Origin of the sequence: Paenibacillus sp. YYML68 (assembly GCF_027923405.1) — a bacterium.
GTDB lineage: Bacteria > Bacillota > Bacilli > Paenibacillales > NBRC-103111 > Paenibacillus_G.
Map to the genome: position 1 here is coordinate 91,868 of NZ_BQYI01000001.1, position 23,497 is coordinate 115,364.

Sequence of the window (23,497 nt, forward strand, 5' to 3'; positions counted from 1 at the left end):
ATACGCCTTCCCCGGCTTGAATGAGGGGAAGGCGTTTTGCTCAGCTACATGCTAGGTGGTCTGCATCGGCTGCTCGTGGTCAATAAAGATCGCTTCTAACGAAGTGGCCTCCACCTCGACACGGAATATTCGCACGTGATGACGACTGGCGGCCTCCACGATGTCCGCGATGCTCTCTTCATGTTGAACGGTGAATTCCAGCCAGCCGCCCTCGGTCAGCGAGGGTGCTACAGCTGTATGCAGCTGCAGCTGCCCGAGCCATTGCTGCAGGCTGTCCTCACGTTCGCTCGCATACTTCAGCTTCACCTTAAGCTCGGTTGTATGCGCAGTCTGCAGCTGCTCGAGCGTACCTAACTTCTCAATGCGACCTTGATTAATAATCGCGATGCGGTCACACAGCTTCTCTACCTCTTCCAGATTGTGAGACGTCATGAAGATCGTAATGCCCTGAGAGGCCAGCTTCCTCAAGAGAGACCGGATCTGAATGGAGGATTCAATATCCAGCGTCGAGGTCGGCTCATCCAGAAACAGAAGCTCCGGACTGCCGATTAACGCCTGCGCGATGCCCAGCTTCTTCTTCATCCCTAGCGAGAACTGGCCTGCCTTCTTATTGTAATGCTCCCCGAGGCCCACCTCGTCGAGTAAGGCGATGAGCTCCTCACGAACAGGCTTAAGACCCTTCACTCTTGCGAAAAACTGGAGATGCTGCAGCGCCGTCATGTCATTGTAATATTGACTATTGTCAGGTAGCACGCCGATTCGCTGCTTCAGCTTATCGATGGACTTGTAGGAGGCATTGAAGAGCTCGATCTCGCCGGAGGTTGGAGGAATGATGCCGGTGAGCATATGGATCGTCGTGCTTTTGCCCGCGCCATTGCGCCCCAGGAATGCGAAGATCTCGCCTTGCTTCAAGGCGAAGCTGATTTCATTGACCACCTTACGGCCTCTGTACGCCTTCGTTAGCTCCTTCACGGTTAAGATACTCATGACTATAATTCCTTTCTCTCTAAGACCTTCACGGCGACTACCAGCATGAGCAGAGCTTCCAGCACCGCAATCATCAGCCACCCATGGTTATCCGACATGAAATAATAAGGGAGACCATAGCGCACAACCTGAGCCACAGCAGTCGTATTGAACATACTCCAGACGCCAGCGATCGGCATCGCAATGCCTAAGATCAGACTCGTCATTACCGTATAGGCATGGTTCACGATCAGCGTTGAGACGAGCACGACCACACTGGTATGAAAGGCGAGGAACACCCAGAGCAGGAGCAGCTCTTGAATGAGGAAGGTCTTCGTCATGATCGATACGATCACGAATGTAATCGTCGTGATACTCAGCCAAAACAGCCACACAGCCAAAAACTTGCCGAGCACAATATTTCGCCGAGAAGTCTTCGTCACGAGTAATCGAATGCGCTGCAATTCAATATCCCGATTGATAATATCGTGCGAGAGGATGTAGACGAACAGCGCTCCGAACGCGACCAGAATGAAGGATAACCCGGCAAGAGCCGTACTTTCCGCTGATCCAACCTCACTTTGAAACAACGCATTGCTGGTAATGAATCGTGCCGCCCATATCGATATGAGCGTAATGAATGCGGCGAGCAGCATCGACTTGATGCCTTTAATTAATGAGGTGTATTCCTTGATAACGATGCCTAGCATGTCATTCCCTCCTGGAGCCTATCTATAAAGCTGGCGAACTTTACAGAATTATCCTTTCATATTACATTGTTAGTGTATCTGTATAATTAAACCGTTGTCAATTGTCTAATCTGAAGTCTCTTAAGGAGAGTGATTCATGACATGCTGCTGCAGGAGATTATCCGAGGTGTGCGTAACGGAAAAATGCTTTTTGTTTTCATCGCATCCTTGCTGTTGATGTTTTTATCAGACTACGCCTCTGTATTCAAGCTCATGACATTCGCTGATTTGGATGCACCGGACCTAAGAGGAAATGATCAAGCGATCCAGCATCTCGTTACGAACGGCTGGAATACGTATCATGTTTGGATCAAGAGCTTTGATTTTTTGGCGCTCATCTTTCCACTGCTTGCTGCTCTGCCTTACGCATCGTCGTTTCTCATCGAACGTGAGAGCAGATACTATTATTTTATCCTTACCAGAGCTCCTTACTGGAGCTATATTCGTATCAAGTGGGCGGTTGCTTGTATCGTCGGCGGACTCGCGATCGTCATACCTGAGCTTGTCTATTATGTGGTCATTTCACTCATCTTTCGCAATGAAATTCTGGATCCGTTCATGTATGAGCCTTCGGGCATCTTTGCCTCTCTGTTCTCTACTACGCCGGAGCTATATATAGGCATTGTTCTGATCACTCACTTCTTACTTGGAGCCATGTTCTCTGCGATTGCGATCACACTCGCCAGTCTGTCGAAGCATCTAGCCGTCGTTTATATTGGACCCTTCCTGCTCTTCACCGTATCCAGCATCGTACTAGAAGCGTTCCTGAGCCTACATGCATTCTCTCCTCTGCAATGGTATCAGATGACGTTTAGTCGACATGTAGAGGTCTATACGCTGTATATTCCGTTGGTACTCGTCATCCTGTGCAGTGCCTTCATCTACTTCCGCCAAGCTGGCAGGGTGATTACAAGTGGCTGATTATAAGACGGTATCTAGCGAAGCGAGAATCTTCAGATACTGCCTGCACCAAGGACTGCAAATCGCACTGAGTGCCAAGTCCATATGGATTGCCGGCATTGTAATTGCCTTTACCTTTTACACCGACATGGAGCTGACCCGCAAGTTCGGACAAGCGAATAGCTGGGATGTCATTCTGTATGGCATACTGAATCATTCAGTCATCCAACTGTTCTTATTTCTGCCTGTTTACCTGTTGTATGTTTATAGTATTTGCCATGACGGTCCTATTCGACCCTCGCTCCTGATCCGATTAAGAACGAAGAGAAGCTGGATATGGTCTAAGGTGATCATGATCTTCGTCTCGGGCCTTGTGTTTACGGTACTCTATGTAGGGACAATCACCCTCATCGCCTTTCTGCTCAAGGGATATGATCCAAGCTGGAGCCAAGCGGTGCTCGAGGATGACACTAACTTCTTATACGCTCAATATCTTAGCCCTGTCGAGGCGTGGCTCCTTACCTCATGTAAGCATGTAGTCAGCACGTGGGTGGTGGGATCAATATATCTTGCGCTCTATACAGGGATGGGAAGAACCAGACATACTGTTGCCATGCTCATCGTGATGATTACATTGTTGGCCAACTACATGTTTCATATGAGCGTATTTATGACCTATCTACCGTATTTATATTTGAATTCTGAGTATATTCGTTATTTTACTGAAAGCAGCGAGCTTTTCCCTTTTGCATGGAACTATCACCTAGGGAATGTGTGTATGATCGGAATCGCTCTTTTTATTATAGTTGTGCGTGAGAAATCACTGAAGCTTGGAGAATAGGCTATGGAATCATTCTTGAATCTAGTTCGCTTCAACAGTCAACACCTAACAACCAGACACTCCGCAGGCTCAATCCTGCTGTTCGGGCTGTTAATTGGATGCACACTGCTCTATGACCGGGAGAATTCCCCCATCATAGATCTGCTATGGATCCATGTCGATGCACCGTACCCACCTACTCATGATCTGCTATTGCTGCTTCATCATATGCTTCCTTATCTGTACCTGATGTTCATCATCGACCAGTATACGGAGCGTAACGTAGAGGCGAACTCGCTTTACACGACAATACGAATAACGCGTCGCTCGATGTGGATCAGCTCTCATCTGGTTACGATCGCTCTTCTGAACTTGGTTTATTTGATCCTATATCTAGTACTTGCCGTAGGTGTTATGGCGATGACCACTTCGAATGACGGGCTGAACAGAGAGACCTTACAGACCGTGTTGAAGATCGGAGTCCTTCAGCTGTTCGGCTCGATTGGGATGAGCTGCTTACAGCTAGCCTTGAACGTACTTATAAGACGAATCGGGCTTGCCTATATCATCGTAGCCGCGGTCTACGGCATGAGCCTGATCTTTCACAATGAGGTTCTATGGATCGGAGGTCACATCAGTCCACAGAAATATATAAGTGCGAACGATCGTTCTCCATTCATCATAATCCTCTTTATCCTGATCCAGGTGATGCTCATCTGCCTGTCATACGGTCTGACTTTACATCGGTTGAAAAAAAGCTAGTGTATATCGAATGAATGCGAGGAGGATGTACAACATGCATGCGGTTAAGGTAACAGGTGTAAGTAAAGCATTCAAAGGTGAGCTCATCTTCGACTCTATCGATCTGGAGCTCGAAGCAGGACTCATTCACGGCATCATCGGTCATAACGGGAGCGGCAAGTCCGTCCTCTTCAAGCTGCTCTGCGGCATGATCGTACCCGACCAAGGCTCTGTTCAAATCTTGAATCACACACTCGGCAAAGAGATTGACTACCCTGAACATACAGGAGCTGTTATTGAGCAGCCAGGATTTCTAAGTGACCGCTCCGGACTAGATAACCTTACCTACTTAGCCGCCATACGCAACAAAATTACGCCCGAACGAATCAAGCAAGCTCTGCAGGCCGTCGGGCTGAATCCGAATGATAAGAAGAAGGTAAAGGCTTACTCCATCGGGATGAAGCAGCGTCTGGCCATAGCTCAAGCGATCATGGAGGAGCCGAAGCTGCTGCTGCTTGACGAGCCTATGAATGGATTGGACAAAAGCGGTGTCGCCCAAATACGGCAGCTTATTATGGAGCTGAAGCAGCAAGGTGTAACGATTGTGTTGTCCAGTCATATTGCAGAAGACATCCGATTATTGTGCGATAGGGTGTATGAGATCGACAACAAGCGCGTTACGCTGGTTTCGCAGACGGCGACTGAAGTCTAGTCTAGTCGAGCCGAGTCCGCTTCCTACGAGGGGGAATAACGCAAAGCAGCCAGCCCCGTGAGGGACTGGCTATTTTGCTTGCGGGCTTGCTAGCTCGTAAGCGTAGTATATTCTAGCCTTGCACGTTCTAGCTTTGTAGCACCTTAGCACTCTGGCTGGCACTCAAGCTGTCCGGCTTCGTTGCCCACCATATCTCTAGCTTTCTAGACGCCTCGCCTCACACCTCTACCTTACCGACTTCTAGTGAAAAATTCATCGAACCAAGCGTTCGACTCGGCCAATACGGCCTCCGCACGTGCGATCGCCGCTGTCACCTGCGCCGTACCCGTGCCGCCGTATACGTTACGCGCGTTGACGACCGTCTCCGGCTGCAGCACGTGGTAGATGTCCTGATCGAACAGCGACGAGAACTGGTGGTACTCGGCGATCGTCAGGTCGAGCAAATATTTCTGGTTCTGGATGCAATATAGCACCGTCTTGCCGATTACCTCGTGCGCTTGGCGGAACGGCATGCCCTTGTTCACCAGGTAGTCCGCAATGTCGGTCGCGTTGGAGAAATCTTGGTTGACCGCCTGTCTCATCCGATCCTTGTTCACCTTCATCGTGCTGATCATCGGCGCATACAGCTGGAGCGCGCCCTGCAGCGTGCGAACCGTATCGAACATGCCTTCCTTGTCCTCCTGCATGTCCTTGTTGTAGGCCAGCGGCAGCGACTTCAGCACAGTGAGAAGTCCCATCAAGTTGCCGTAGACGCGTCCGGTCTTGCCGCGCACGAGCTCGGCGACGTCCGGGTTCTTCTTCTGCGGCATAATGCTGCTGCCTGTGCAGAACGCGTCATCGAGCTCGACGAAGCGGAACTCGGTGCTCGACCACATGACGAACTCCTCGCTCAGACGGGACAGGTGCATCATAATCATCGACGCATTCGACAGAAACTCCAGAATGAAGTCGCGGTCGCTCACCGCATCGAGCGAATTCTCGTACACACGGTCGAAGCCGAGCTGCTCCGCCACGTAATGGCGGTCGATCGGGAACGTCGTGCCGGCGAGAGCGCCAGCGCCGAGCGGCAGCACGTTGACGCGCTTGTAGCTGTCCGCAAGACGCTCCGCGTCACGCTGGAACATCGACACATACGCCAGCAGATGGTGCGCGAACAAGATCGGCTGGGCACGCTGCAGATGCGTGTAGCCGGGTACGATCGTGTCGAGATTTTGCTTCGCCTGCTCGATGAGCGCCTCCTGCACCTTGTTCAGCAGGCCGACGAACTCGACGACGCGCTTGCGCAGCCACAGATGCATATCGGTCGCCACCTGATCGTTACGGCTGCGTCCAGTGTGCAGCTTGCCGCCTACGGAGCCGACCTCGTCGATCAGCGCCTTCTCAATGTTCATATGAATATCCTCGTCGCTTACCGAGAACTCCAGATCGCCGCGGCGAATCATGCCCTGCACCTTGAGCAGGCCGTCCTTGATCTTCTCCACATCATCGAGCGGAAGAATGCCGCACTTGCCGAGCATCGTCACGTGTGCGAGACTGCCCTGCACATCCTCCTCCGCGAGCTCCTTGTCGAACATAATGGAGGCTGTATATTCCTCGACCAGCTGGTCGGTTTTCTTCGTAAATCGTCCACCCCATAGCTTAGACACGTTTCGTTGGCCCCTTTCCCTTGTCCCCTTATCCGTAGCGGCTCGCCAGCCGGCTGCACGCTTCATCCCTTAACGCAGGAGCAGGGCTTTCCCGTTGAAGGAAAACCCTGTTGTCCCGAGCGGCCCCCAGGCCGCCTTCTCTTACTTGCTGTCCGCTTGCTGCTGTACGCCCGCTGCTACACGCAGACGAAGCGCGTTCAGACGAATGAAGCCCGTCGCATCTCCCTGATCGTAAGCCTTCGTCGGGTCGGCCTCCATCGTCGCGATATGCGGGTTGTACAAGCTGACCGGGCTCTTCACGCCTGCGGCCATCACGTTGCCCTTGTACAGCTTCACACGTACCGTACCGGATACGTTCTTCTGGCTCTCGGTTACGAGCGCTTGGATCGCAAGGCGCTCCGGCGCATACCAGAAGCCGTTGTACACGAGTGTCGCGTACTTCGGAATGAGCGAGTCGCGCAGATGCATCACTTCACGGTCCATCGTGATCGACTCGATCTTGCGGTGAGCCGTGAACAGAATCGCACCGCCCGGTGTCTCATAGACGCCGCGGCTCTTCATACCAACGAAGCGGTTCTCAACCATATCGACACGGCCTACGCCATGCTTGCCGCCGAGCTCGTTGAGCTTCTCCATAATGTGCAGCGGAATCATGCGCTCGCCGTTCACCGCTACGCAGTTGCCTTGCTCGAACTCCAGCTCCACATATTCTGCCTCATCCGGTGCATCCTCTGGATCAACGCTGAGCAAGTACATTGCCTTGTTCTCCGGTGCGCTCGCATCGAACCAAGGGTCCTCCAGCACGCCGCTCTCATAGCTGATGTGCAGCAGGTTGCGGTCCATCGAATACGGCTTCGCCGCCGATGCGACGACGTTGATGCCGTGCTTCTCCGCGTACGCGATCATCTCCGCACGTCCCGGGAACGTCTCACGGAACTCCTCGAGACGCCAAGGCGCGATCACTTCGACATCCGGTGTCAGCGCAGCAGCTGTCAGCTCGAAGCGCACCTGGTCGTTACCTTTACCTGTCGCGCCGTGTGCGATCGCCGTTGCGCCCTCAGCGCGTGCAATCTCGACCATGCGCTTGGCGATCAGCGGACGCGCGATGCTCGTGCCGAGCAAGTATTGACCCTCGTACAGAGCGCCTGCCTGGAACATAGGGAAAATGAAGTCGCGCGCGAACTCCTCGCGCAGATCGTCGATGTACACCTTCGACGCGCCTGTCGCAAGCGCCTTCTCCTCCAGACCGTCCAGCTCTTCCTTCTGGCCGATATCGGCCGTGAACGCGATAATTTCAGCGTCGTACGTTTCCTTCAGCCACTTCAAAATAATGGACGTGTCCAGTCCGCCCGAATACGCTAATACGATTTTTTGCTTTGCCATATCGCGCCTGCTCTCCTTTATATATGAACATCTCTATTGTAAGTCGGATCAACCGCGGGCCAGCCGTCCCGCTAATTAACGGTCAGACCACCCGCATCGTTGTTGCCTCTGGCTACATCGTCGCCGCCATAACAGCCTTCTGTGCATGCAGACGGTTCTCCGCCTGGTCGAAAATAACCGAGTTCGGGCCGTCGATAACGCCCTCCGACACTTCCTCGCCGCGGTGTGCAGGCAGGCAGTGCATGAAGATGTAGTCCGACTTCGCGTACTTCACGAGCTCCTCGTTCACCTGGTAGTTCTTGAACGCCTGCTCCCGCTCCTTCTGCTCCGCCTCGAAGCCCATGCTCGCCCATACGTCGGTGTAGATGACGTCGGCGTTCGAGATCGCTTCCTTCGCATCGTTGCCGATGTAGATCGAAGCGCCTGTCTTGGCAGCCGTCTCACGCGACAGCGCCAGCACGTTCTCATCCGGCTCGTAGCCTTCCGGTGTCGCCACCGCGAAGTTGATGCCGAGCTTGGCAGCGCCCATGAGCAGCGAGTGAACCATGTTGTTGCCGTCGCCGATGTACGCGACCTTCAGTCCTGCAAGGCGGCCCTTCTTCTCCAGCACTGTCTGGTAATCCGCGAGCGCCTGGCAGGGGTGAGACAGGTCGGTCAAGCCGTTGATGACCGGAATCGTTGCGTTGCGCGCCAGCTCGATGACCGTGCGATGCGCGTACGTCCGAATCATGATGCCGTCGAGGTAACGGCTCATCGTCTGCGCCGTATCGGCGATCGTCTCGCCGCGTCCGATCTGCAGATCGTTCTTGCTCAGGAAGAGCGCGTGTCCGCCGAGCTGGTACATGCCCACCTCGAACGAGACGCGAGTGCGCGTCGACGATTTTTCGAAAATCATGCCGAGCGTCTTCCCCTTCAGCGGTTGGTACACCTCGCCTGCCTTCTGCTTCTTCTTCAGTTCGATCGCAAGGTCGATCAAGTACCGGATCTCCTCCGGGCTGTAATCGACGAGACCGATGAAGTCGCGACCTCTCAATTGTAACGCGATGTCCTGCTGCGCGGTTTCCGTCATGGAACTCCACTCCCTTCGTGATCGTGATATGAGACAAGTCGCTGGCACCCTCCCGTTGCCGGTTCAGGGCTCAGCATCGCTTGTTGTCTTCTTCGTTATACCGCTGCGCCTGCCGCCTTCGCGAGTGTCTGACACACCGTATCCAGGCCGCGATCCAGCTCTTCCTTCGTAATGAGCAGGCTCGGCGCGAGACGAATGACGTTCGGTCCAGCCGGAACGACCAGCACCTTCTGCTCATGAATCGTCTTGATCAGATCGCCAGCCGGAATTGTCAGCTGAATACCGATCAAGAGGCCGAGGCCGCGAATTTGGTCCACGAGCGGGTTATCCGCAAGGCGTGTCTTCAGCTCGCTCTGGATATAGTCGCCGAGCTCCGCTGCACGCTCGGACAGCTTCTCATTGAGAATCGTCTCGAGCGTTGCAAGACCTGCTGTCGTCGACAAGTAGTTGCCGCCGAACGTCGTGCCGTGCGAGCCTGCTGCGAGCGCCTCGCGCAGCTTCTCCTTACCGAGCAGTGCGCCGATCGGCATGCCGCTGCCAAGTCCCTTCGCCAAGGTGAACAGGTCTGGCTCGATGCCGTAATGCTCGTAGGCGAACAGCTTGCCCGTACGACCGACACCAGTCTGAATCTCATCGATGATGAGCAGCAGTCCGTGCTTCTCACACAGCTCCGCTACCGCCTTCACGAAGGCCGGGTCCGCCGGGTTCACGCCACCCTCGCCCTGCACCATCTCCAGCATGACGGCGCACGTCTTGCCCGAGATGAGCTTCTCGACCGCAGCCGCATCGTTGAACGGCGCATAGACGAAGCCCTCTGGCAGCGGCGCGAAGCCTTCCTTCACCTTATCCTGCCCGGTCGCCGTCAGCGTCGCGAGCGTACGGCCGTGGAACGACATGTTGAAGGTGATAATCTCATAGCGCTCCGGCTGCCCGAGCACCTTCTGGTAATAACGGCGTGCGATCTTGATCGCCGCCTCGTTCGCCTCCGCACCGCTGTTGCAGAAGAACACCGCGTCGCCGCAGCTGTTCGCGACGAGCAACTCCGCCAGCTTCTCCTGGTTCGGAATGCGGAACAGGTTGCTCGTGTGCCACAGCGTGTCGACCTGCTCCTTCAGGCGCTCGGTCACCTGCTTCGGCGCGTGGCCGAGGTTCGTCACCGCGAGGCCGCACATCAGGTCCAAATATTCGTTGCCCTGCTCATCCCACAAGCGGCTGCCTTCTCCCTTCACGAATGTAAACGGGTATCTGGCGTAGTTCGGAAACAACGCGCTATGAGCTTCTCCCATGTCGTTCACTCCTTTATTCAAATCGATTGGATGTTCCTATCGCATAATGCGCGTGCCGATGTTCCCCTGCTTCAGCGCCTTGCTGAGCACCTCCGGCACCGAGCCGTCGACGATGACGACCTCGCGCACATCGCCCTGAATGCACTGCACCGCCGCGCGCACCTTCGGAATCATACCTCCGTAGATGTCGCCACTGGCGATCATGTCCTCGATCTCCTGCACGGTGACAGCAGGCAATACTCGCTTCTCACCGTCGACGTTCTTCATAATGCCCGGCACATCGGTGACGACGATCATGCGCTCGACACCGAGCTGGGACGCGACCGCTCCCGCTGCCGTATCGGCATTGATGTTATAGCGCTGCGCGCCGTCTGCGCCGATCCCGACCGGTGCGATGACCGGGATGCAGCCCATGGCGACAACGCCGCGAATCAGCTCCGCGTTGACGCTCGTGACGTCGCCGACGAGTCCGACCTCGTCCGCGTTCGCAACAGGCTTCGCTTGAATGAGTGTGCCGTCGACGCCAGACAGGCCGATCGCCTTCGCGCCGGCGAGCTGGATTTTGCGTACGATCTGCTTGTTGATCTGACCGGACAATACCATCTCGACGACATCGAGCACATCCTCGTTCGTCTTGCGCAGCCCATTCACGAACTCGGTCTCGATGCCGAGCTTGCCGAGCGTACCCGAGATCGCTGGACCGCCCCCGTGCACGATGACCGGTGTCAGTCCTTCCGCGTGAAGCTTATGTAGATCCTCAAAAAAAACATCTGGCAAAGCAGCTAGCGTGCTGCCGCCGCATTTCATCACGAACATGTTCGAATCCCCCCTCTTTCCCCCCTTTGCCAAAGGGGGGAGGACTCGGGGCTCCTGCCCCAAGACCCCGAAAATAGGCGTGCCTGCAGCGGGGCCGGCGTTGAAGCTCGGCATGGCGCTGGGCACGCTTTACCCGCCCGTACCGGGCGTCCGCTTACGTTGGCGTCCTCTCGGTACGTGGGCCTGTAGCTGCTAAGGCGCAGCGGATGGTGCGTTGTTGGTGCTGGCGTGCAAGGACTCGCGCCATGACTTGCGTCATGAAGCTTACGTTGGCGCGTGGGGTGGCTGATCATTGGCGTCGGGGGTTACTCCCCCCTCCAGCCTCGATCAGTGGGCTATGTTTGACTTGGACCGTACTTGTGCGTTACTTCTTGCTTCTCCCCGTACATCCTTCGTGCGCAACTTGCGTGCTTCGTGATCATTGGCGTCGGGAGTTCCCCCCCTCCGGCCTCGATCAGTGAGCTATATGTGTTGGTGCTTCATTGTTACAGAGAGTATTACGTTCGGTACGCGGCATTAATGCGGACGTAGTCGTACGTCAGGTCGCAGCCCCAGGCGGTGGCGGTGGCATCGCCCATGTTCAGATCGACGTGGATCTGAACGAGCTCGCCCTTCAGGTACTCGGCGGCGCGCTCCTCGTCGAAGCGGACAGGGCGCGATTGCGCGAGCACGGCGATATCGCCGAGGCGGATGTCGACCGTCTCGGTCTGGACCGGGAAGCCGGCGCGGCCGACGGCGGCGATGATGCGGCCCCAGTTGGCGTCTGCACCGAAGCAGGCGGACTTGACGAGGCTCGAGCCGATGACGGTCTTCGCGATGGCGCGGGCGGCTTCACGGGAAGCGGCGTGGGCGACGGTGACCTCGATGAGCTTCGTTGCGCCTTCGCCGTCGCGGGCGATCGCTTTGGCGAGGACTTCGCCTACATATTGGAAGCCTGCGGCGAAGGCCGCCCAGTCTGGATGGTCCGGCGTTAGGGCTTCGTTGCCGGCGAGGCTGCTCGCCATGACGACGACCATGTCGTTCGTGCTGGTGTCGCCGTCGACGGTGATCATATTGAAGGTCGAGTCCGTGGACTCGTTCAAGAGCTGCTGCAGCTGCGTGCTGCCGATGACGGCATCGGTGGTAATGAAGCCGAGCATGGTGGCCATGTTCGGGTGAATCATGCCCGAGCCCTTGGCGGCGCCTGCGATGTGGACGGTGTGGACGCCGACAGTGACGCTGACGCAGACCTCCTTCTTGACGAGGTCGGTCGTGAGGATCGCCTGGCAGAAGTCGTCGCCGCCGTCTGGCTTGACGCCAGCTGGCAGACGCTCGATGCCCGCTTCGACCTTGCCCATCGGCAATAGCTCGCCGATGACGCCGGTGGAGGTGACGCCGACGAGGTGCTCGGCGACGCCGAACGCCTTGGCGGCGGAGGCGCGCATCGTGCGGGCGTCAGCCTCGCCCTGCTGGCCCGTACACGCGTTCGCGTTGCCGCTGTTGACGAGCATGACCTGCAGCTGACCGCCTTGGGCGATGCTTTCCTGCGTGACGCGCAGCGGCGCCGCTTGGAATTGGTTCAGCGTATAGACGCCAGCCGCGTTCGCGGGAACGTCGCAGACGATAACGCCGAGGTCATGGCGCTCTGTTTTTTTCAACCCGCAATGAAGACCTCCGGCACGGAAGCCCTTAGGCGTCGTCACCGAGCCCTCCGGCACCACTACAAATTGCTTCGAATTCGAATTCATGCTCCCCTATTCCCCCGCTCGTGCATTATGGATAAACCGGAGTAAACGCCAGCCCTGTCGTCTCGTCCCAGCCCATCATGATATTCAAGTTCTGAATGGCCTGACCGGCCGCGCCCTTCACCATGTTGTCGATGACCGAGATGATGGTAAGTCGTCCCGTGCGCGCGTCCAGCGACAGCCCGATATCGCAATAGTTCGAGCCGGATACTTCCTTCGTGCCCGGATACTTGCCCTTATTCCGAATACGGACGAAGGAGCGGCCCTCGTAATAGCTGCGGTACAGCGCGAAGATGTCGTCCTCGCTCTTCGTCTCGTTCAGATTCACATAGATCGTCGACATAATGCCGCGCGTCATCGGTACGAGATGGGTCGTGAACGTGATGACCGGCGTCTCGCCTGCTAATCGTCCGAGCGCCTGCTCGATCTCTGGCGTATGCTGGTGACGGTTCACCTTGTACGCGAGGAAATTCTCGTTAATCTCCGCATAGTGAACGACCTGGCTCAAGCCGCGGCCTGCTCCGGATACGCCCGACTTCGCATCGACGATGATCGACTTCATGTCAATCATACGGTTCGCCGCAAGCGGCGCCAGCCCAAGGATCGTCGCTGTCGGATAGCAGCCTGGATTCGAGATGAACGTCGCGCCCGGCACCTCATCGCCGAACAGCTCGCATAGTCCGTATACAGCCTTCTCCAGATAGGCAGGGTCTGCCGGTGCGTGCTTATACCACTCCTCGTACACTTGGCCTTCCTTCAAGCGGAAGTCGCCCGACAGGTCGATAACCTTCAGTCCTGCGTCGATCAGCTGCGGCGACAGCGCAATGCTGACTCCATGCGGGGTTGCGAGGAATACGACATCGGCCTTGCTGCGGATCACTTCAATATCTATACCGTCTAAGTTGTCGGTTACAATCTGGTTCAAGTGCGGATAGCCGTCCGCAATCGGTACGCCCGCCGTCGAGGACGAGATAACCGACGTAATTTCCACCTGTGGATGCGTGAGCAGCAAGCGAATAAGCTCCACGCCGCCATAGCCGGTCGATCCGACGATCGCCGCTCTTACTTTCGTAGACATAGTCGTTCCTCCCGTTCCAAAAACTATGTATTATTATACATTCGGCAGTATAAAAATTCAATTACATTTTTCCATAATTCAGCATACGAGCAGTAGCCTCGACTCATACCGGACCGCCCATGCTGAAGCCTTCACCGAGCACCTCGTTCGTATCGCTCAGTATGACGAAGGCGCCCGGATCGACCGAACGGACGATCGTCTTCAGCTTGTTGACCTCCGTCTGGCCGACGACGACCATGAGCACGTTGCGCTCCTCGCCGGTATACCCACCGGTCGCCTGCAGCCGCGTCAAGCCGCGGTCGAGCTCGAACAATATCGCCTCGCGAAGCTCCTCCTCAGCTGGAGATATGATGAAGGCGACCTTCGAGTAGCTTAGTCCAATTTGCACGATGTTGATCGTCTTGCTCGTGACGAATAGCCCGATGAGCGCGTACATCGCATTTTCCAATGAGATGAAGTATCCCGCCGCCACGATGACGAGTCCGTCCAGCAGCGCTACGCTCAAGCCGAAGCTGAGTCCTGTATACTTATGTAATATTTGCGCCGCTACCGAGAACCCTCCCGTCGAGCCTCGTCCGCGATACACAAGACCAATGCCGATGCCGAGCATGATACCTCCGTATATGCTAGCCAGCAGGATGTTGCTCGACAAGCGCGGAACGTCCTGTGTCAAGAACACAAGCAGCGGCAGCAGCACCGAGCCGATCGCCGTCTTCACCCCGAACTGCCGACCGAGCAGCACGAGCCCCGCAAGGAAGAGCGGCACATTGAGCCCCCACTGCGTGAAGTACGGCGCGATGCCGAACAGGCGATCGACGATAATGCTGAGTCCCGTCACCCCGCCGGATGCGAGCTGATTCGGGTAGAAGAACATATTGAAGCTAACCGCGATCAGCAGCGACCCTACACACAGCAAGATGTATTCGAGCAGCACGCTCCACACTCCAGGCTGGTGAGCACCGCGGCGACGGCGATTCCGCTTGCTGCGGGCGGGCTTATTCTCCTCACCGCTGACCGCCACTCTAGCTGGAAGCTGCGGCGTAGGCTGGGATGGCTGTATCGCTGCTTGATTCTTCTTGCCCTTCTTGCGCTCGCTGCGACTTTCCAAGGCATTCACCTCGTCCTTAAATCCTTAAGATCCGCTCTATTTGTAACTCTAGCTCTCGCTCGAAGGCTTCGTAATTTGCTGACGCAAGTAAGCGTCAATGAACATGTCGAGATCGCCGTCCATGACCGCACCGACGTTGCCTGTCTCGGTCTGGGTCCGGTGATCCTTCACCATGCTGTAAGGGTGGAAGACGTAGGAGCGAATTTGGCTGCCCCATGCAATGTCCGACACCTCGCCGCGAATTTCCGCGAGATTCTTCTTCTGCTCCTCGATCTTGAGCTCATACAGCTTCGAGCGGAGCATCTTCATCGCCCGTTCACGGTTCTTAATCTGGGAACGCTCTGTCTGGCAGCTTACGACGACGCCGGTCGGCATATGCGTAATGCGTACTGCCGAATCCGTCGTATTAATGTGCTGACCGCCCGCCCCGGAGGCACGGTACGTGTCGACCTTCAGATCCTCCGTCCGGATATCGACCTCGACATCGTCATCGATCTCCGGCATCACATCGCACGAGACGAACGACGTATGACGGCGTCCCGAAGCGTCGAACGGCGAGATGCGCACGAGACGATGCACGCCCTTCTCCGCCTTCAAGTATCCGTATGCATTATACCCTTTAATGAGCAGCGTCACGCTCTTCACGCCCGCCTCATCTCCGGGCAAATAGTCGAGCACCTCGACCTTGAAGTCGCGCTGCTCCGCCCATCGGCGGTACATGCGCAGCAGCATCTCCGCCCAGTCCTGCGACTCTGTGCCGCCCGCTCCTGGGTGCAGCTCGAGAATCGCGTTCAGCTTATCGTACGGCTGGCTGAGCAGCAGCTGCAGCTCGAACGCCTCCAGCTTTTTGACCAGTGCCGTGATGCCCCCCGTAATATCCTCAGCCATCGCCTCGTCCGCTTCCTCCTGCATCAGCTCGACCATGACCTCCAAGTCATCGAACTCTGACGCCAGCTTCTGGAACTGATCGACGCTTCCCTTCACTGCGTTCATCTCGCCGATCAACTTCTGCGCACGCTCATTGTCGTCCCAGAAGTCCGGCGCCGACATCTTCTCCTCGAAATCCGCGATCTGCTCCAGCTTCAGATCTAAGTCAAAGAGACCCCCTAAGCTCAGCCAATCGCTTGGCCGTTTCTAGTAAATCCCGCTTAACCTCTGCCTCTAACATCATCCAGCACCTCAATCTTTCGTTAATAGTTATAGCTCATAGAGAGCCTGCCCGATCAAGTCGTCCACTTGCCCACTCGCGGAAAAAGGAGACCGGAGCTGCTCGCTCCGACCTCCCCTTCCTGATGGGTACTCTGTTTCTCGTACCTAATCTAGCCTGTAGCGATGCCACATATCTCTCTACAGAAGCTGATCCAGCAACCTTAAGCACCGTGACATTGCTTATATTTCTTCCCGCTTCCGCAAGGACACAGGTCATTACGTCCAATAATGTCCTTATTGACCGCAGGCTTCTTCACCGCAGGCTCCGCATTCGTCGCCATCTCGTTCTCATCGACGATCGCTTCACGAACAAGATTCGTCTCCACGTGCGCCTTCATGACGTACGTAGCGACCTCCTCCTGAATGCTCTGCACCATCTCCTGGAACATCTCATAGCCCTCGAACTGGTATTCGCGCAGCGGATCGGTACCGCCGTACGCACGCAGATGAATGCCTTGGCGCAGCTGGTCCATCGCATCGATATGGTCCATCCACTTGCTGTCCACCGCACGCAGCACGACGACCTTCTCGAACTCGCGGAAAAACTCCTCGCCAATCGTCTTCTCGCGCTCCTCGTACAGGCGGGTTACGAGATCCTTGATATATTGAGCGACGTCTTCCTTCTCCTTGCCCCACAGCTCGTCTGCGGTCAGCTGGCCTTCGTGAAGGAACGTACCGTTCGCATAATCAACGATCGCCTGCAGGTCCCACTCCTCTGGCACCAGGTCAGCTGGACAATGCGCCTCGACAATACGATCGATCGTCGGCATAATCATGCCGAGCACGATGTCACGGATGTTCTCGGACTCAATCACCTCGCGGCGCTGCTTGTAAATAATTTCGCGCTGCTGGTTCATCACATCGTCATACTGTAGAACGATCTTCCGCACGTCGAAGTTGTTGCCCTCGACCCGCTTCTGCGCCGACTCAATTGCCCGCGTAATGAGCTTGCTCTCGATCGGCTGGTCCTCCTCGAAGCCGAGGCGGTCCATCATGCCCATAATGTTCTCCGCGCCGAAGCGACGCATCAGATCATCCTCAAGCGACAAGTAAAACTGCGATGAGCCCGGGTCGCCCTGACGTCCGGCACGGCCGCGCAGCTGATTGTCGATACGACGGCTCTCATGGCGCTCTGTACCTATAATATGCAGACCGCCCAGTTCGGCTACCGTCTCACCGAGCATAATGTCGGTACCACGACCGGCCATGTTCGTCGCGATCGTAACCGCGCCCTTCTGTCCCGCACGCGATACGATCTCTGCTTCCTCAGCATGGTACTTGGCGTTCAATACTTTATGAGGGATACCCTTCTTCTTCAGCATCTCAGACAGACGCTCAGAGTTCTCGATCGATACAGTACCGACGAGCACCGGTTGCTGCTTCTTATGACGCTCTTCGATCTCGTTCACGACCGCGCGGAACTTGCTCGCTACCGACTTGTAGACGACATCCGGCGTATCCTTACGAATCATCGGACGGTTCGTCGGCACGACGATGACGTCAAGCCCGTAAATCTTCTTCAGCTCTTCTTCCTCGGTCTTCGCCGTACCCGTCATACCGGACAGCTTGCGGTACATCCGGAAGTAGTTCTGCAGCGTAATCGTCGCGAGTGTCATCGACTCGTTCTGTACCTGCAGCTTCTCCTTCGCCTCGATTGCCTGGTGCAAGCCCTCGCTGTAGCGACGACCGACCATCAGACGGCCCGTAAATTCGTCAACGATGACGATCTCGCCATCCTGTACGACATAGTCCACATCGCGGCGCATAATGACATGAGCCTTCAATGCTTGCTGAATATGGTGGTTCAACGTCACATGCTCGTGGTCGAACAAGTTCTCGATGTTGAACGCCTTCTCAGCCTTCGCCACGCCATCTTCAGTCAGCGCCACGTTACGCAGCTTCACATCGATGATGTAATCGTCTTCCTCCGTCAGCTTGCTGACGAAGTGATCCGCCATCAAGTACAGCTCCGTCGACTTGGCCGCCTGTCCCGAGATAATGAGCGGCGTACGCGCCTCATCGACGAGAATGGAGTCCACCTCGTCAATTACCGCATAGTACAGCGGGCGCTGTACCATCTGCTCCTTATACACAACCATGTTATCGCGCAAGTAGTCGAAGCCGAACTCATTGTTCGTTCCATACGTGACGTCACAGGCATACGCAGCCTGCTTATCCGCATGCGACAGGCTCGGCAGGTTGACCCCGACGGTCATGCCGAGGAACTCATAGACCTTGCCCATCTCGCCGCTATCGCGCGCTGCGAGGTAATCGTTGACTGTCACGACATGGACGCCCTTGCCAAGCAACGCGTTCAAGTAGACCGGGAGCGTACCGACGAGCGTCTTACCTTCACCCGTTCTCATCTCCGCGATGCGGCCTTCATGCAGCGTCATACCGCCGATCAGCTGCACGTCATAATGACGCTTGCCGAGCACGCGCTTCGAAGCCTCGCGCACGACCGCGAACGCCTCAGGCAGCAGCGAGTCGATATCCTCGCCCTTCTCGAGCCGCTCACGGAACTCAACAGTCTTATGCTTTAACTGCTCGTCCGACAGCACTTCAATTGAAGGCTCCAACGAGTTGATATACTCAACGGCTTTCCACATCCGCTTTAACTCACGTTCATTCGGATCCCCGAACATTTTTTTAACGAGACCTAGCATTCTGCTATTCCCCTTCCTTTATCGAGCCGTAATCCATAGAGTAAATTGTATCATTTTTGAGACACGCCTCGCAACAAATGACTGGAATTAGGCACCATTTCTTTAGTATTCCATAAATGGTCACATTTCATGAACAGCGCAGCTCTTCACGTGGTCTGGACCCCATTTTACCTCTCACTAGCCGCCGCTGGTGCTCCGTATGAAAAAAGCTTGCCCTCCCGCCTATGCCCATCCATACGGATGATCACAAACGTTCAGGACAAGCTTGTTTATCCATTCTATATTATGAACGCGCCGTATCCGACTTACGTTCACGTACGGCCATTATTTAGCCGGCTCAATTAACCCGTACTTCCCGTCGTCCCGCTTGTACACGACGTTCACCTCGGACGTGTCGGAGTTCGCGAAGACGAAGAAGCTGTGCCCAACCATATTCATCTGAAGGATCGCCTCATCCACATCCATCGGCTTCAGGTTGAAGCGCTTCGTGCGTACGAGTTCGAAGTCTTCCTCTTCCTCCAGAACAGCCGTTGCGCCTGAATCCGTACGGAACAGGTCACGAAGACTGCCCTCCTGGCGCACCTTGCGGTTCGCTCTTGTCTTCGCCTTGCGGATTTGCCGCTCCAGCTTGTCCACGACCAGATCGACGGCCGCGTACAGGTCCGGATGCTTCTCCTCCGCCCGCAGCATTAAGCCGATCAGCGGAATCGTCACCTCAACAGTCTGCAGACCCTTCACCACACTTAATGTTACATGTGCTTCGGATTGAGGGGGAGCTTCAATGTACCTTTCCAGCCTGCTCAGCTTTTTTTCAACATGGTCCCTTAACGCCTCAGTTACCTCGATGTTCGCACCACGAATGTTGAATTTCATGTACATCTCCTCCTTTCAAACTCACCTTTAATATCTTCTGCAAGTCCCTTCAAAAATCCTTCATAATTCAGGAAATAATTTTACGAAATATTCAAAAAATTTTGCACGGCAAGTTTGATGCTTTAAGCTTCTTACTATAAAACAAGAAAACACCCTGGATCCATGATCCAAGGTGTTCGTTATCGCTGCTATTGTACTCAAAACCATAACCATCTATTGGAGGCCGCAGCGGCCGGATGATTACAACTTGACGACGTTAGCTGCTTGAGGTCCGCGTGCGCCCTCTACGATGTCAAACTCAACAGATTGGCCTTCGTCAAGCGTCTTGAAGCCGTCTGTTTGAATAGCGGAGAAGTGTACGAATACGTCGCCACCATCTTCACGCTCGATGAAACCATAGCCCTTCTCTGCGTTGAACCATTTCACTTTACCTTGCATGCGAAACATTCCCTTCATCATCAAATAACTGCAGGCATTGCCCACAAATCGACTATATCATCCTCTGGATAACTGTGTCAATTGGGCTATCCACATGTTTGCTTAATATTTAGAAAATTCGTGTATTAACACCACCTTAATAAACTATTCACAAGCAAAAAGCTTGTCACATCGCGGTTTTTCGACAATTTATAGATGAGTTATCAACAGAGTTATGCACACTATCCACAGATTGTGGACAAAACAAAAAGCCTCAGTGCATGTCACTGAAGCTATTACATGTACTATTTTCGCTTGTCGATAAAGTAGCTGTCTGTGGATACCGCCCCATCATAGGCATTGCGTTGAAGCTGTCCCTGGGACATCTGCTTAAGCTTCAGACTTGCTTCATTCCGGAGAATCGTCATCTTAGCTATGATCTGCTGATTGTAGGTCTCGAGCTCTCTGATGGCTTGTCGATGCTTAGGCAGCAGAGCATGACTTTGTTCCCAGCGCTTCATCTCTGTGATGATCTGCTCACGCAGCTCGACGAACTCAACGAGTTCCTCGAACTCAAGCTCCCCTATTCGGCCAATCAGCCGATCGGTTGCTTCCTTCAGTAACCGGATCTGCTCATCCATGCTTCAGACCGGCAGGCGTCTTGGAAGCAGCGATCAGCTTGTTCGCTTCTACCCAAGTGTTCTTCAGCTCTACCAGGTAGGATAGCGCCTCTTCAGCCGATTCCGTCGACTTGTGCGTATTGGCTTCAATTAAGCGGAACTCGATATAGTCATACATTAGTAATAAATGTTCTGCGATTGGCGAATTTTTGTCCAGTGTGATGACGAATTCCTTGACAATGTCCTGCACCTTGATGACGTTGCGATTCGCTTCCTCGTAATTGTTCGTCTTAAGCGCTAGTATGAACTGCTTACAGAAGCGGATCGCGCCGTCGCATAGCATGATCAATAGCTGAGCAGGGGAAGCCGATTGAACGGCGGTCTCCAAGTATTTATTCATTTGAGGCTGAAGCATGGTCAGACCCTCCCTAGATTCATAACTGAATGAATAATTCTAAGCTGCCTTTACGCCCCTCCACCGAGCTGAGCCAGATAGGAGGCTTGAGAGTTGTACTTATTCATCGCTTGCTCCATCGCCGTAAACTGCTTATAATAGCGCGTCTCCAGAGCTGACATCTTCCTGTTCATATCGGCAACTCGCTTGTTCAAGCGATCTAGCTCTTTACCGATTTCAAAGTTCGCGTTCACCATCAACGAATTGCCCGCTTTATCCTTCAGCATCGACAGCGCTTGGTCTGCTGCCTCGTAGATCCTGAGCGCCACACCATCTCCAGACGTGGACTTGGAGTCGTTGTCGTTCGATGTGAACAGCCTCATCACTTGCTCAGGGTTGTTCGTGATCGCTTCCTTCAGCTTCGTCTCGTCAATGTACAGCTTACCCTTCTCTGTGTGCACGAGAGTCCGGATTCCAATCTCTCCAAGCTGCTTGTAATCGCTGCTCGATAGACCGGATACCGATTCATAGAAGCTGGTTCGGAACTTGTTGACTGTGCTGGAGAGAATGGAGTCATTACGCAGTAAGCCGCTCCTTGCCTTCTCTTCCCACAGCTTCACCTGGCTCTCTTCCATTGCTTCCTTCTCATCATCAGTCAATGGTGCATAGTCGCGATAACGCTCCTCGGATACCTTCTTATTCAACGTATTAAGGACATCGTTGTACTTATCAATGAAAGACTTGATCGAGTTATATACCGAATCAATATCTTGAGATACGTTAATACTAACCTCAGTAGCTGGGTCTGCCTTCTTCGCCGTGAAGTTAATCCCGTTGATCGACAGAGTATTGGATGCGTATTCAGCGGATACGCCGTTGAATTCCACGATGGCGTCAAGTCCCGTGTCCAACGTCTGAGCATACGTGTAGCTCGTTCCAGTGGCAGGTGCTCCACCAGTCAGTCCAAGGGATGCCAGCACGTTCGTGCTATCGCTCGTCTGGTCGGAGAATGTCATCTGCTTCGTATTATCCGATGTCAAGAAAGTCAGCTTGCCCGAATCGGCACCCGAGCTCGTATCGAGGCGAGCGGTAATGCCTAGCTTGCCTAGCTCAGACGTGTTGATTGCGGTCATCAAGGAGCCGATTGTCGTCTTATTGGTTATGTCGAAATCGTAATCCTTACCATCGTAGTTAATTCGGAACTTTTGGGTATCGGTGATGGCGTCATTGATAAGCTTGTTGTTATCAATGTAAGGATCAGCCGGCTTAGTGAAGGCAGCGCCCTGTACGGTAGCCGAATTCGAAGTCGCTGGCAGACCCAGCTTGCTCACTACGTCATAACCATCTACAGTTTGATCGGAGAACGAGATTGACTCGCCACTGTTTCCACTCAATTTAAAAGTAAGATTGCCGCTTGTCGCATCAAGACCGGCCGTTACGCCTGCGCCCTTCAGACCGCTTGCATTAATGTTATCAATCAAATCTCCAATTTTCGTCGTGCTTGTAACGTTGAAATTGTAATCGGTACCTTTATAATTTACTTTCAAGGCTTGTGTACCTACGATAGTCGAATCAATTACTTTATTCAGGTCAGGAGCATCAGGCGGAGTCGTCTTGAACCCCCCCCCAAGCACCTTCTCCCCCGTCTTCGAGGCAGTCGTCGTACCGACACGCAGTACATCTGTTAAGAAGTCTGTATCACTCGTATTCAGCTCTACCTTCGCCGCATCACCTGTAGTTGTTGATACGAAGAAGAACCGATCCATGTTCGTTTCGTAGCTAACTCTAACTCCCGTCACACTCGCCTTACTATTAAAGTTAGCTACGAAGGAATTAATCGAATCCGTGTTGTTGACCTCAATCGTAGCCGTACCCTTCTCACCACCGATGATCAGCAGAGTCGGCTCCGTAGGTGTCGATGTGCGAATTGAAGCAATCGTATCACTTCCACTAGTCGCACCAACGGCCGCAGTCGATTTCAAGTCAGCTGATTCGGCAAGACGGTGCACCTTCAGCTTATAGATGCCATCGGTAGCTCCTGGCGTTGGGGTAGCTGCAATAATATCTTCATTGTTGGAGGATGCTTTCTTCGTTAAGTACGGAGATTGCAGCTTCATATTGAATGCCGTATTCTTCAGGTCAAGTATCTTGCTATTCATCGTGCGGTAGTCTTCTTGCTGCCACAGCAGCGTCTGCTTCTTCTGATTGAGCTTATCCAGCGGTAGCCGCTGAACCTGCATGAGCTGCTTAACCGTCGAATCAATATCCATCCCGGAGGAAAAGCCGTTAATTCGCATAACCACAGCCTATCACCTGCCCT

At 54.4% G+C, this 23,497-nt stretch carries 21 protein-coding genes; 4 read left to right on the plus strand and 17 right to left on the minus strand.

Annotated elements, in window-relative coordinates:
• Nucleotides 1-51: 51 nt before the first annotated feature.
• Nucleotides 52-987 carry an ABC transporter ATP-binding protein gene (locus PAE68_RS00390; protein WP_281882976.1) on the minus strand — a complete coding sequence of 312 codons (936 nt, stop codon included), beginning with the start codon at nt 985-987 and terminating at the stop codon, nt 52-54.
• Nucleotides 988-989: 2 nt separating this feature from the next.
• Nucleotides 990-1,676 (minus strand): ABC transporter permease, encoded by a 687-nt coding sequence (locus tag PAE68_RS00395; RefSeq protein ID WP_281882978.1) that lies wholly within the window; start codon nt 1,674-1,676, stop codon nt 990-992.
• A 141-nt stretch (nt 1,677-1,817) separates the two neighbouring features.
• On the opposite strand from PAE68_RS00395, the gene PAE68_RS00400 reads away from it, so the two are divergent.
• Genes PAE68_RS00400 through PAE68_RS00415 form a run of 4 tightly spaced genes read left to right on the plus strand, consistent with a single transcriptional unit; the run spans nt 1,818 to nt 4,888 of the window.
• The gene (locus PAE68_RS00400) at nt 1,818-2,636 is read left to right on the plus strand and encodes a hypothetical protein (RefSeq protein WP_281882980.1); all 819 of its coding nucleotides are present in this window, start codon (nt 1,818-1,820) and stop codon (nt 2,634-2,636) included.
• Complete coding sequence (locus tag PAE68_RS00405) at nt 2,629-3,456, plus strand: hypothetical protein (RefSeq protein ID WP_281882983.1); 828 nt, start codon at nt 2,629-2,631, stop codon at nt 3,454-3,456. The genes PAE68_RS00400 and PAE68_RS00405 overlap by 8 nt, the downstream gene beginning before the upstream one ends.
• Nucleotides 3,457-3,459: 3 nt before the next feature.
• The gene (locus tag PAE68_RS00410; protein ID WP_281882985.1) at nt 3,460-4,197 is read left to right on the plus strand and encodes a hypothetical protein; all 738 of its coding nucleotides are present in this window, start codon (nt 3,460-3,462) and stop codon (nt 4,195-4,197) included.
• A 34-nt stretch (nt 4,198-4,231) separates the two neighbouring features.
• Nucleotides 4,232-4,888 (plus strand): ABC transporter ATP-binding protein, encoded by a 657-nt coding sequence (locus PAE68_RS00415; protein ID WP_281882986.1) that lies wholly within the window; start codon nt 4,232-4,234, stop codon nt 4,886-4,888.
• 230 nt (nt 4,889-5,118) lie between these two features.
• Here the strand turns inward: PAE68_RS00415 and argH are convergent, their stop codons facing one another.
• From argH to fliD, 15 genes are all read right to left on the minus strand, one after another.
• A complete protein-coding gene (gene argH / locus PAE68_RS00420; RefSeq protein WP_281882988.1) occupies nt 5,119-6,534 on the minus strand; it encodes an argininosuccinate lyase in 1,416 nt (471 codons plus the stop codon).
• A 141-nt stretch (nt 6,535-6,675) separates the two neighbouring features.
• Entirely contained in the window at nt 6,676-7,917 is a 1,242-nt protein-coding gene (locus PAE68_RS00425; protein WP_281882990.1) for an argininosuccinate synthase, read from the minus strand.
• A gap of 112 nt (nt 7,918-8,029) precedes the next feature.
• Entirely contained in the window at nt 8,030-8,986 is a 957-nt protein-coding gene (gene argF, locus PAE68_RS00430) for an ornithine carbamoyltransferase (RefSeq protein WP_281882992.1), read from the minus strand.
• Nucleotides 8,987-9,081: 95 nt separating this feature from the next.
• On the minus strand, nt 9,082-10,272 hold the full coding sequence (locus tag PAE68_RS00435; RefSeq protein WP_281882995.1) for an acetylornithine transaminase: 1,191 nt from the start codon (nt 10,270-10,272) through the stop codon (nt 9,082-9,084).
• A gap of 36 nt (nt 10,273-10,308) precedes the next feature.
• On the minus strand, nt 10,309-11,088 hold the full coding sequence (argB, locus tag PAE68_RS00440) for an acetylglutamate kinase (RefSeq protein WP_281882998.1): 780 nt from the start codon (nt 11,086-11,088) through the stop codon (nt 10,309-10,311).
• Nucleotides 11,089-11,585: 497 nt separating this feature from the next.
• Nucleotides 11,586-12,815 carry a bifunctional glutamate N-acetyltransferase/amino-acid acetyltransferase ArgJ gene (argJ, locus tag PAE68_RS00445; RefSeq protein ID WP_281883000.1) on the minus strand — a complete coding sequence of 410 codons (1,230 nt, stop codon included), beginning with the start codon at nt 12,813-12,815 and terminating at the stop codon, nt 11,586-11,588.
• A gap of 25 nt (nt 12,816-12,840) precedes the next feature.
• Nucleotides 12,841-13,890, minus strand: coding sequence for an N-acetyl-gamma-glutamyl-phosphate reductase (argC, locus tag PAE68_RS00450; RefSeq protein WP_281883003.1), 1,050 nt, complete (start codon nt 13,888-13,890; stop codon nt 12,841-12,843).
• 103 nt (nt 13,891-13,993) lie between these two features.
• Nucleotides 13,994-14,833 (minus strand): YitT family protein, encoded by an 840-nt coding sequence (locus PAE68_RS00455; protein WP_281890822.1) that lies wholly within the window; start codon nt 14,831-14,833, stop codon nt 13,994-13,996.
• Nucleotides 14,834-15,046: 213 nt separating this feature from the next.
• Nucleotides 15,047-16,166 (minus strand): peptide chain release factor 2 gene (prfB, locus tag PAE68_RS00460; RefSeq protein ID WP_281890824.1). Its coding sequence is split into 2 segments (ribosomal slippage): nt 15,047-16,093 and nt 16,095-16,166, totalling 1,119 coding nucleotides; the frame shifts between segments, so codons are not numbered across the junction.
• A gap of 202 nt (nt 16,167-16,368) precedes the next feature.
• Nucleotides 16,369-18,873, minus strand: a complete 2,505-nt coding sequence (secA, locus tag PAE68_RS00465; protein WP_281883005.1) for a preprotein translocase subunit SecA — start codon at nt 18,871-18,873, stop codon at nt 16,369-16,371.
• 324 nt (nt 18,874-19,197) lie between these two features.
• Nucleotides 19,198-19,746 carry a ribosome hibernation-promoting factor, HPF/YfiA family gene (gene hpf, locus PAE68_RS00470; protein ID WP_281883008.1) on the minus strand — a complete coding sequence of 183 codons (549 nt, stop codon included), beginning with the start codon at nt 19,744-19,746 and terminating at the stop codon, nt 19,198-19,200.
• Nucleotides 19,747-19,986: 240 nt separating this feature from the next.
• The gene (locus PAE68_RS00475) at nt 19,987-20,184 is read right to left on the minus strand and encodes a cold shock domain-containing protein (RefSeq protein WP_281890826.1); all 198 of its coding nucleotides are present in this window, start codon (nt 20,182-20,184) and stop codon (nt 19,987-19,989) included.
• A gap of 284 nt (nt 20,185-20,468) precedes the next feature.
• A complete protein-coding gene (locus PAE68_RS00480; protein WP_281883010.1) occupies nt 20,469-20,804 on the minus strand; it encodes a hypothetical protein in 336 nt (111 codons plus the stop codon).
• Nucleotides 20,797-21,198 (minus strand): flagellar export chaperone FliS, encoded by a 402-nt coding sequence (gene fliS, locus PAE68_RS00485; RefSeq protein WP_281883012.1) that lies wholly within the window; start codon nt 21,196-21,198, stop codon nt 20,797-20,799. The genes PAE68_RS00480 and fliS overlap by 8 nt, the downstream gene beginning before the upstream one ends.
• 50 nt (nt 21,199-21,248) lie before the next feature.
• Entirely contained in the window at nt 21,249-23,474 is a 2,226-nt protein-coding gene (fliD, locus tag PAE68_RS00490; protein ID WP_281883015.1) for a flagellar filament capping protein FliD, read from the minus strand.
• Between the last annotated feature and the right edge of the window lie 23 nt (nt 23,475-23,497).

Bases quoted from the DNA above. Each gene is read 5' to 3' on its own strand.
- fliD (WP_281883015.1), bottom strand. From the start codon at position 23,474: ATGCGAATTAACGGCTTTTCCTCCGGGATGGATATTGATTCGACGGTT.
- PAE68_RS00390 (WP_281882976.1), bottom strand. From the start codon at position 987: ATGAGTATCTTAACCGTGAAGGAGCTAACGAAGGCGTACAGAGGCCGT.
- PAE68_RS00435 (WP_281882995.1), bottom strand. From the start codon at position 10,272: ATGGGAGAAGCTCATAGCGCGTTGTTTCCGAACTACGCCAGATACCCG.
- argF (WP_281882992.1), bottom strand. From the start codon at position 8,986: ATGACGGAAACCGCGCAGCAGGACATCGCGTTACAATTGAGAGGTCGC.
- argC (WP_281883003.1), bottom strand. From the start codon at position 13,890: ATGTCTACGAAAGTAAGAGCGGCGATCGTCGGATCGACCGGCTATGGC.
- hpf (WP_281883008.1), bottom strand. From the start codon at position 19,746: ATGAAATTCAACATTCGTGGTGCGAACATCGAGGTAACTGAGGCGTTA.
- PAE68_RS00480 (WP_281883010.1), bottom strand. From the start codon at position 20,804: ATGGATGAGCAGATCCGGTTACTGAAGGAAGCAACCGATCGGCTGATT.
- secA (WP_281883005.1), bottom strand. From the start codon at position 18,873: ATGCTAGGTCTCGTTAAAAAAATGTTCGGGGATCCGAATGAACGTGAG.
- fliS (WP_281883012.1), bottom strand. From the start codon at position 21,198: ATGCTTCAGCCTCAAATGAATAAATACTTGGAGACCGCCGTTCAATCG.
- PAE68_RS00400 (WP_281882980.1), top strand. From the start codon at position 1,818: ATGCTGCTGCAGGAGATTATCCGAGGTGTGCGTAACGGAAAAATGCTT.
- argB (WP_281882998.1), bottom strand. From the start codon at position 11,088: ATGTTCGTGATGAAATGCGGCGGCAGCACGCTAGCTGCTTTGCCAGAT.
- PAE68_RS00415 (WP_281882986.1), top strand. From the start codon at position 4,232: ATGCATGCGGTTAAGGTAACAGGTGTAAGTAAAGCATTCAAAGGTGAG.
- PAE68_RS00475 (WP_281890826.1), bottom strand. From the start codon at position 20,184: ATGCAAGGTAAAGTGAAATGGTTCAACGCAGAGAAGGGCTATGGTTTC.
- PAE68_RS00410 (WP_281882985.1), top strand. From the start codon at position 3,460: ATGGAATCATTCTTGAATCTAGTTCGCTTCAACAGTCAACACCTAACA.
- PAE68_RS00395 (WP_281882978.1), bottom strand. From the start codon at position 1,676: ATGCTAGGCATCGTTATCAAGGAATACACCTCATTAATTAAAGGCATC.
- PAE68_RS00425 (WP_281882990.1), bottom strand. From the start codon at position 7,917: ATGGCAAAGCAAAAAATCGTATTAGCGTATTCGGGCGGACTGGACACG.
- argJ (WP_281883000.1), bottom strand. From the start codon at position 12,815: ATGAATTCGAATTCGAAGCAATTTGTAGTGGTGCCGGAGGGCTCGGTG.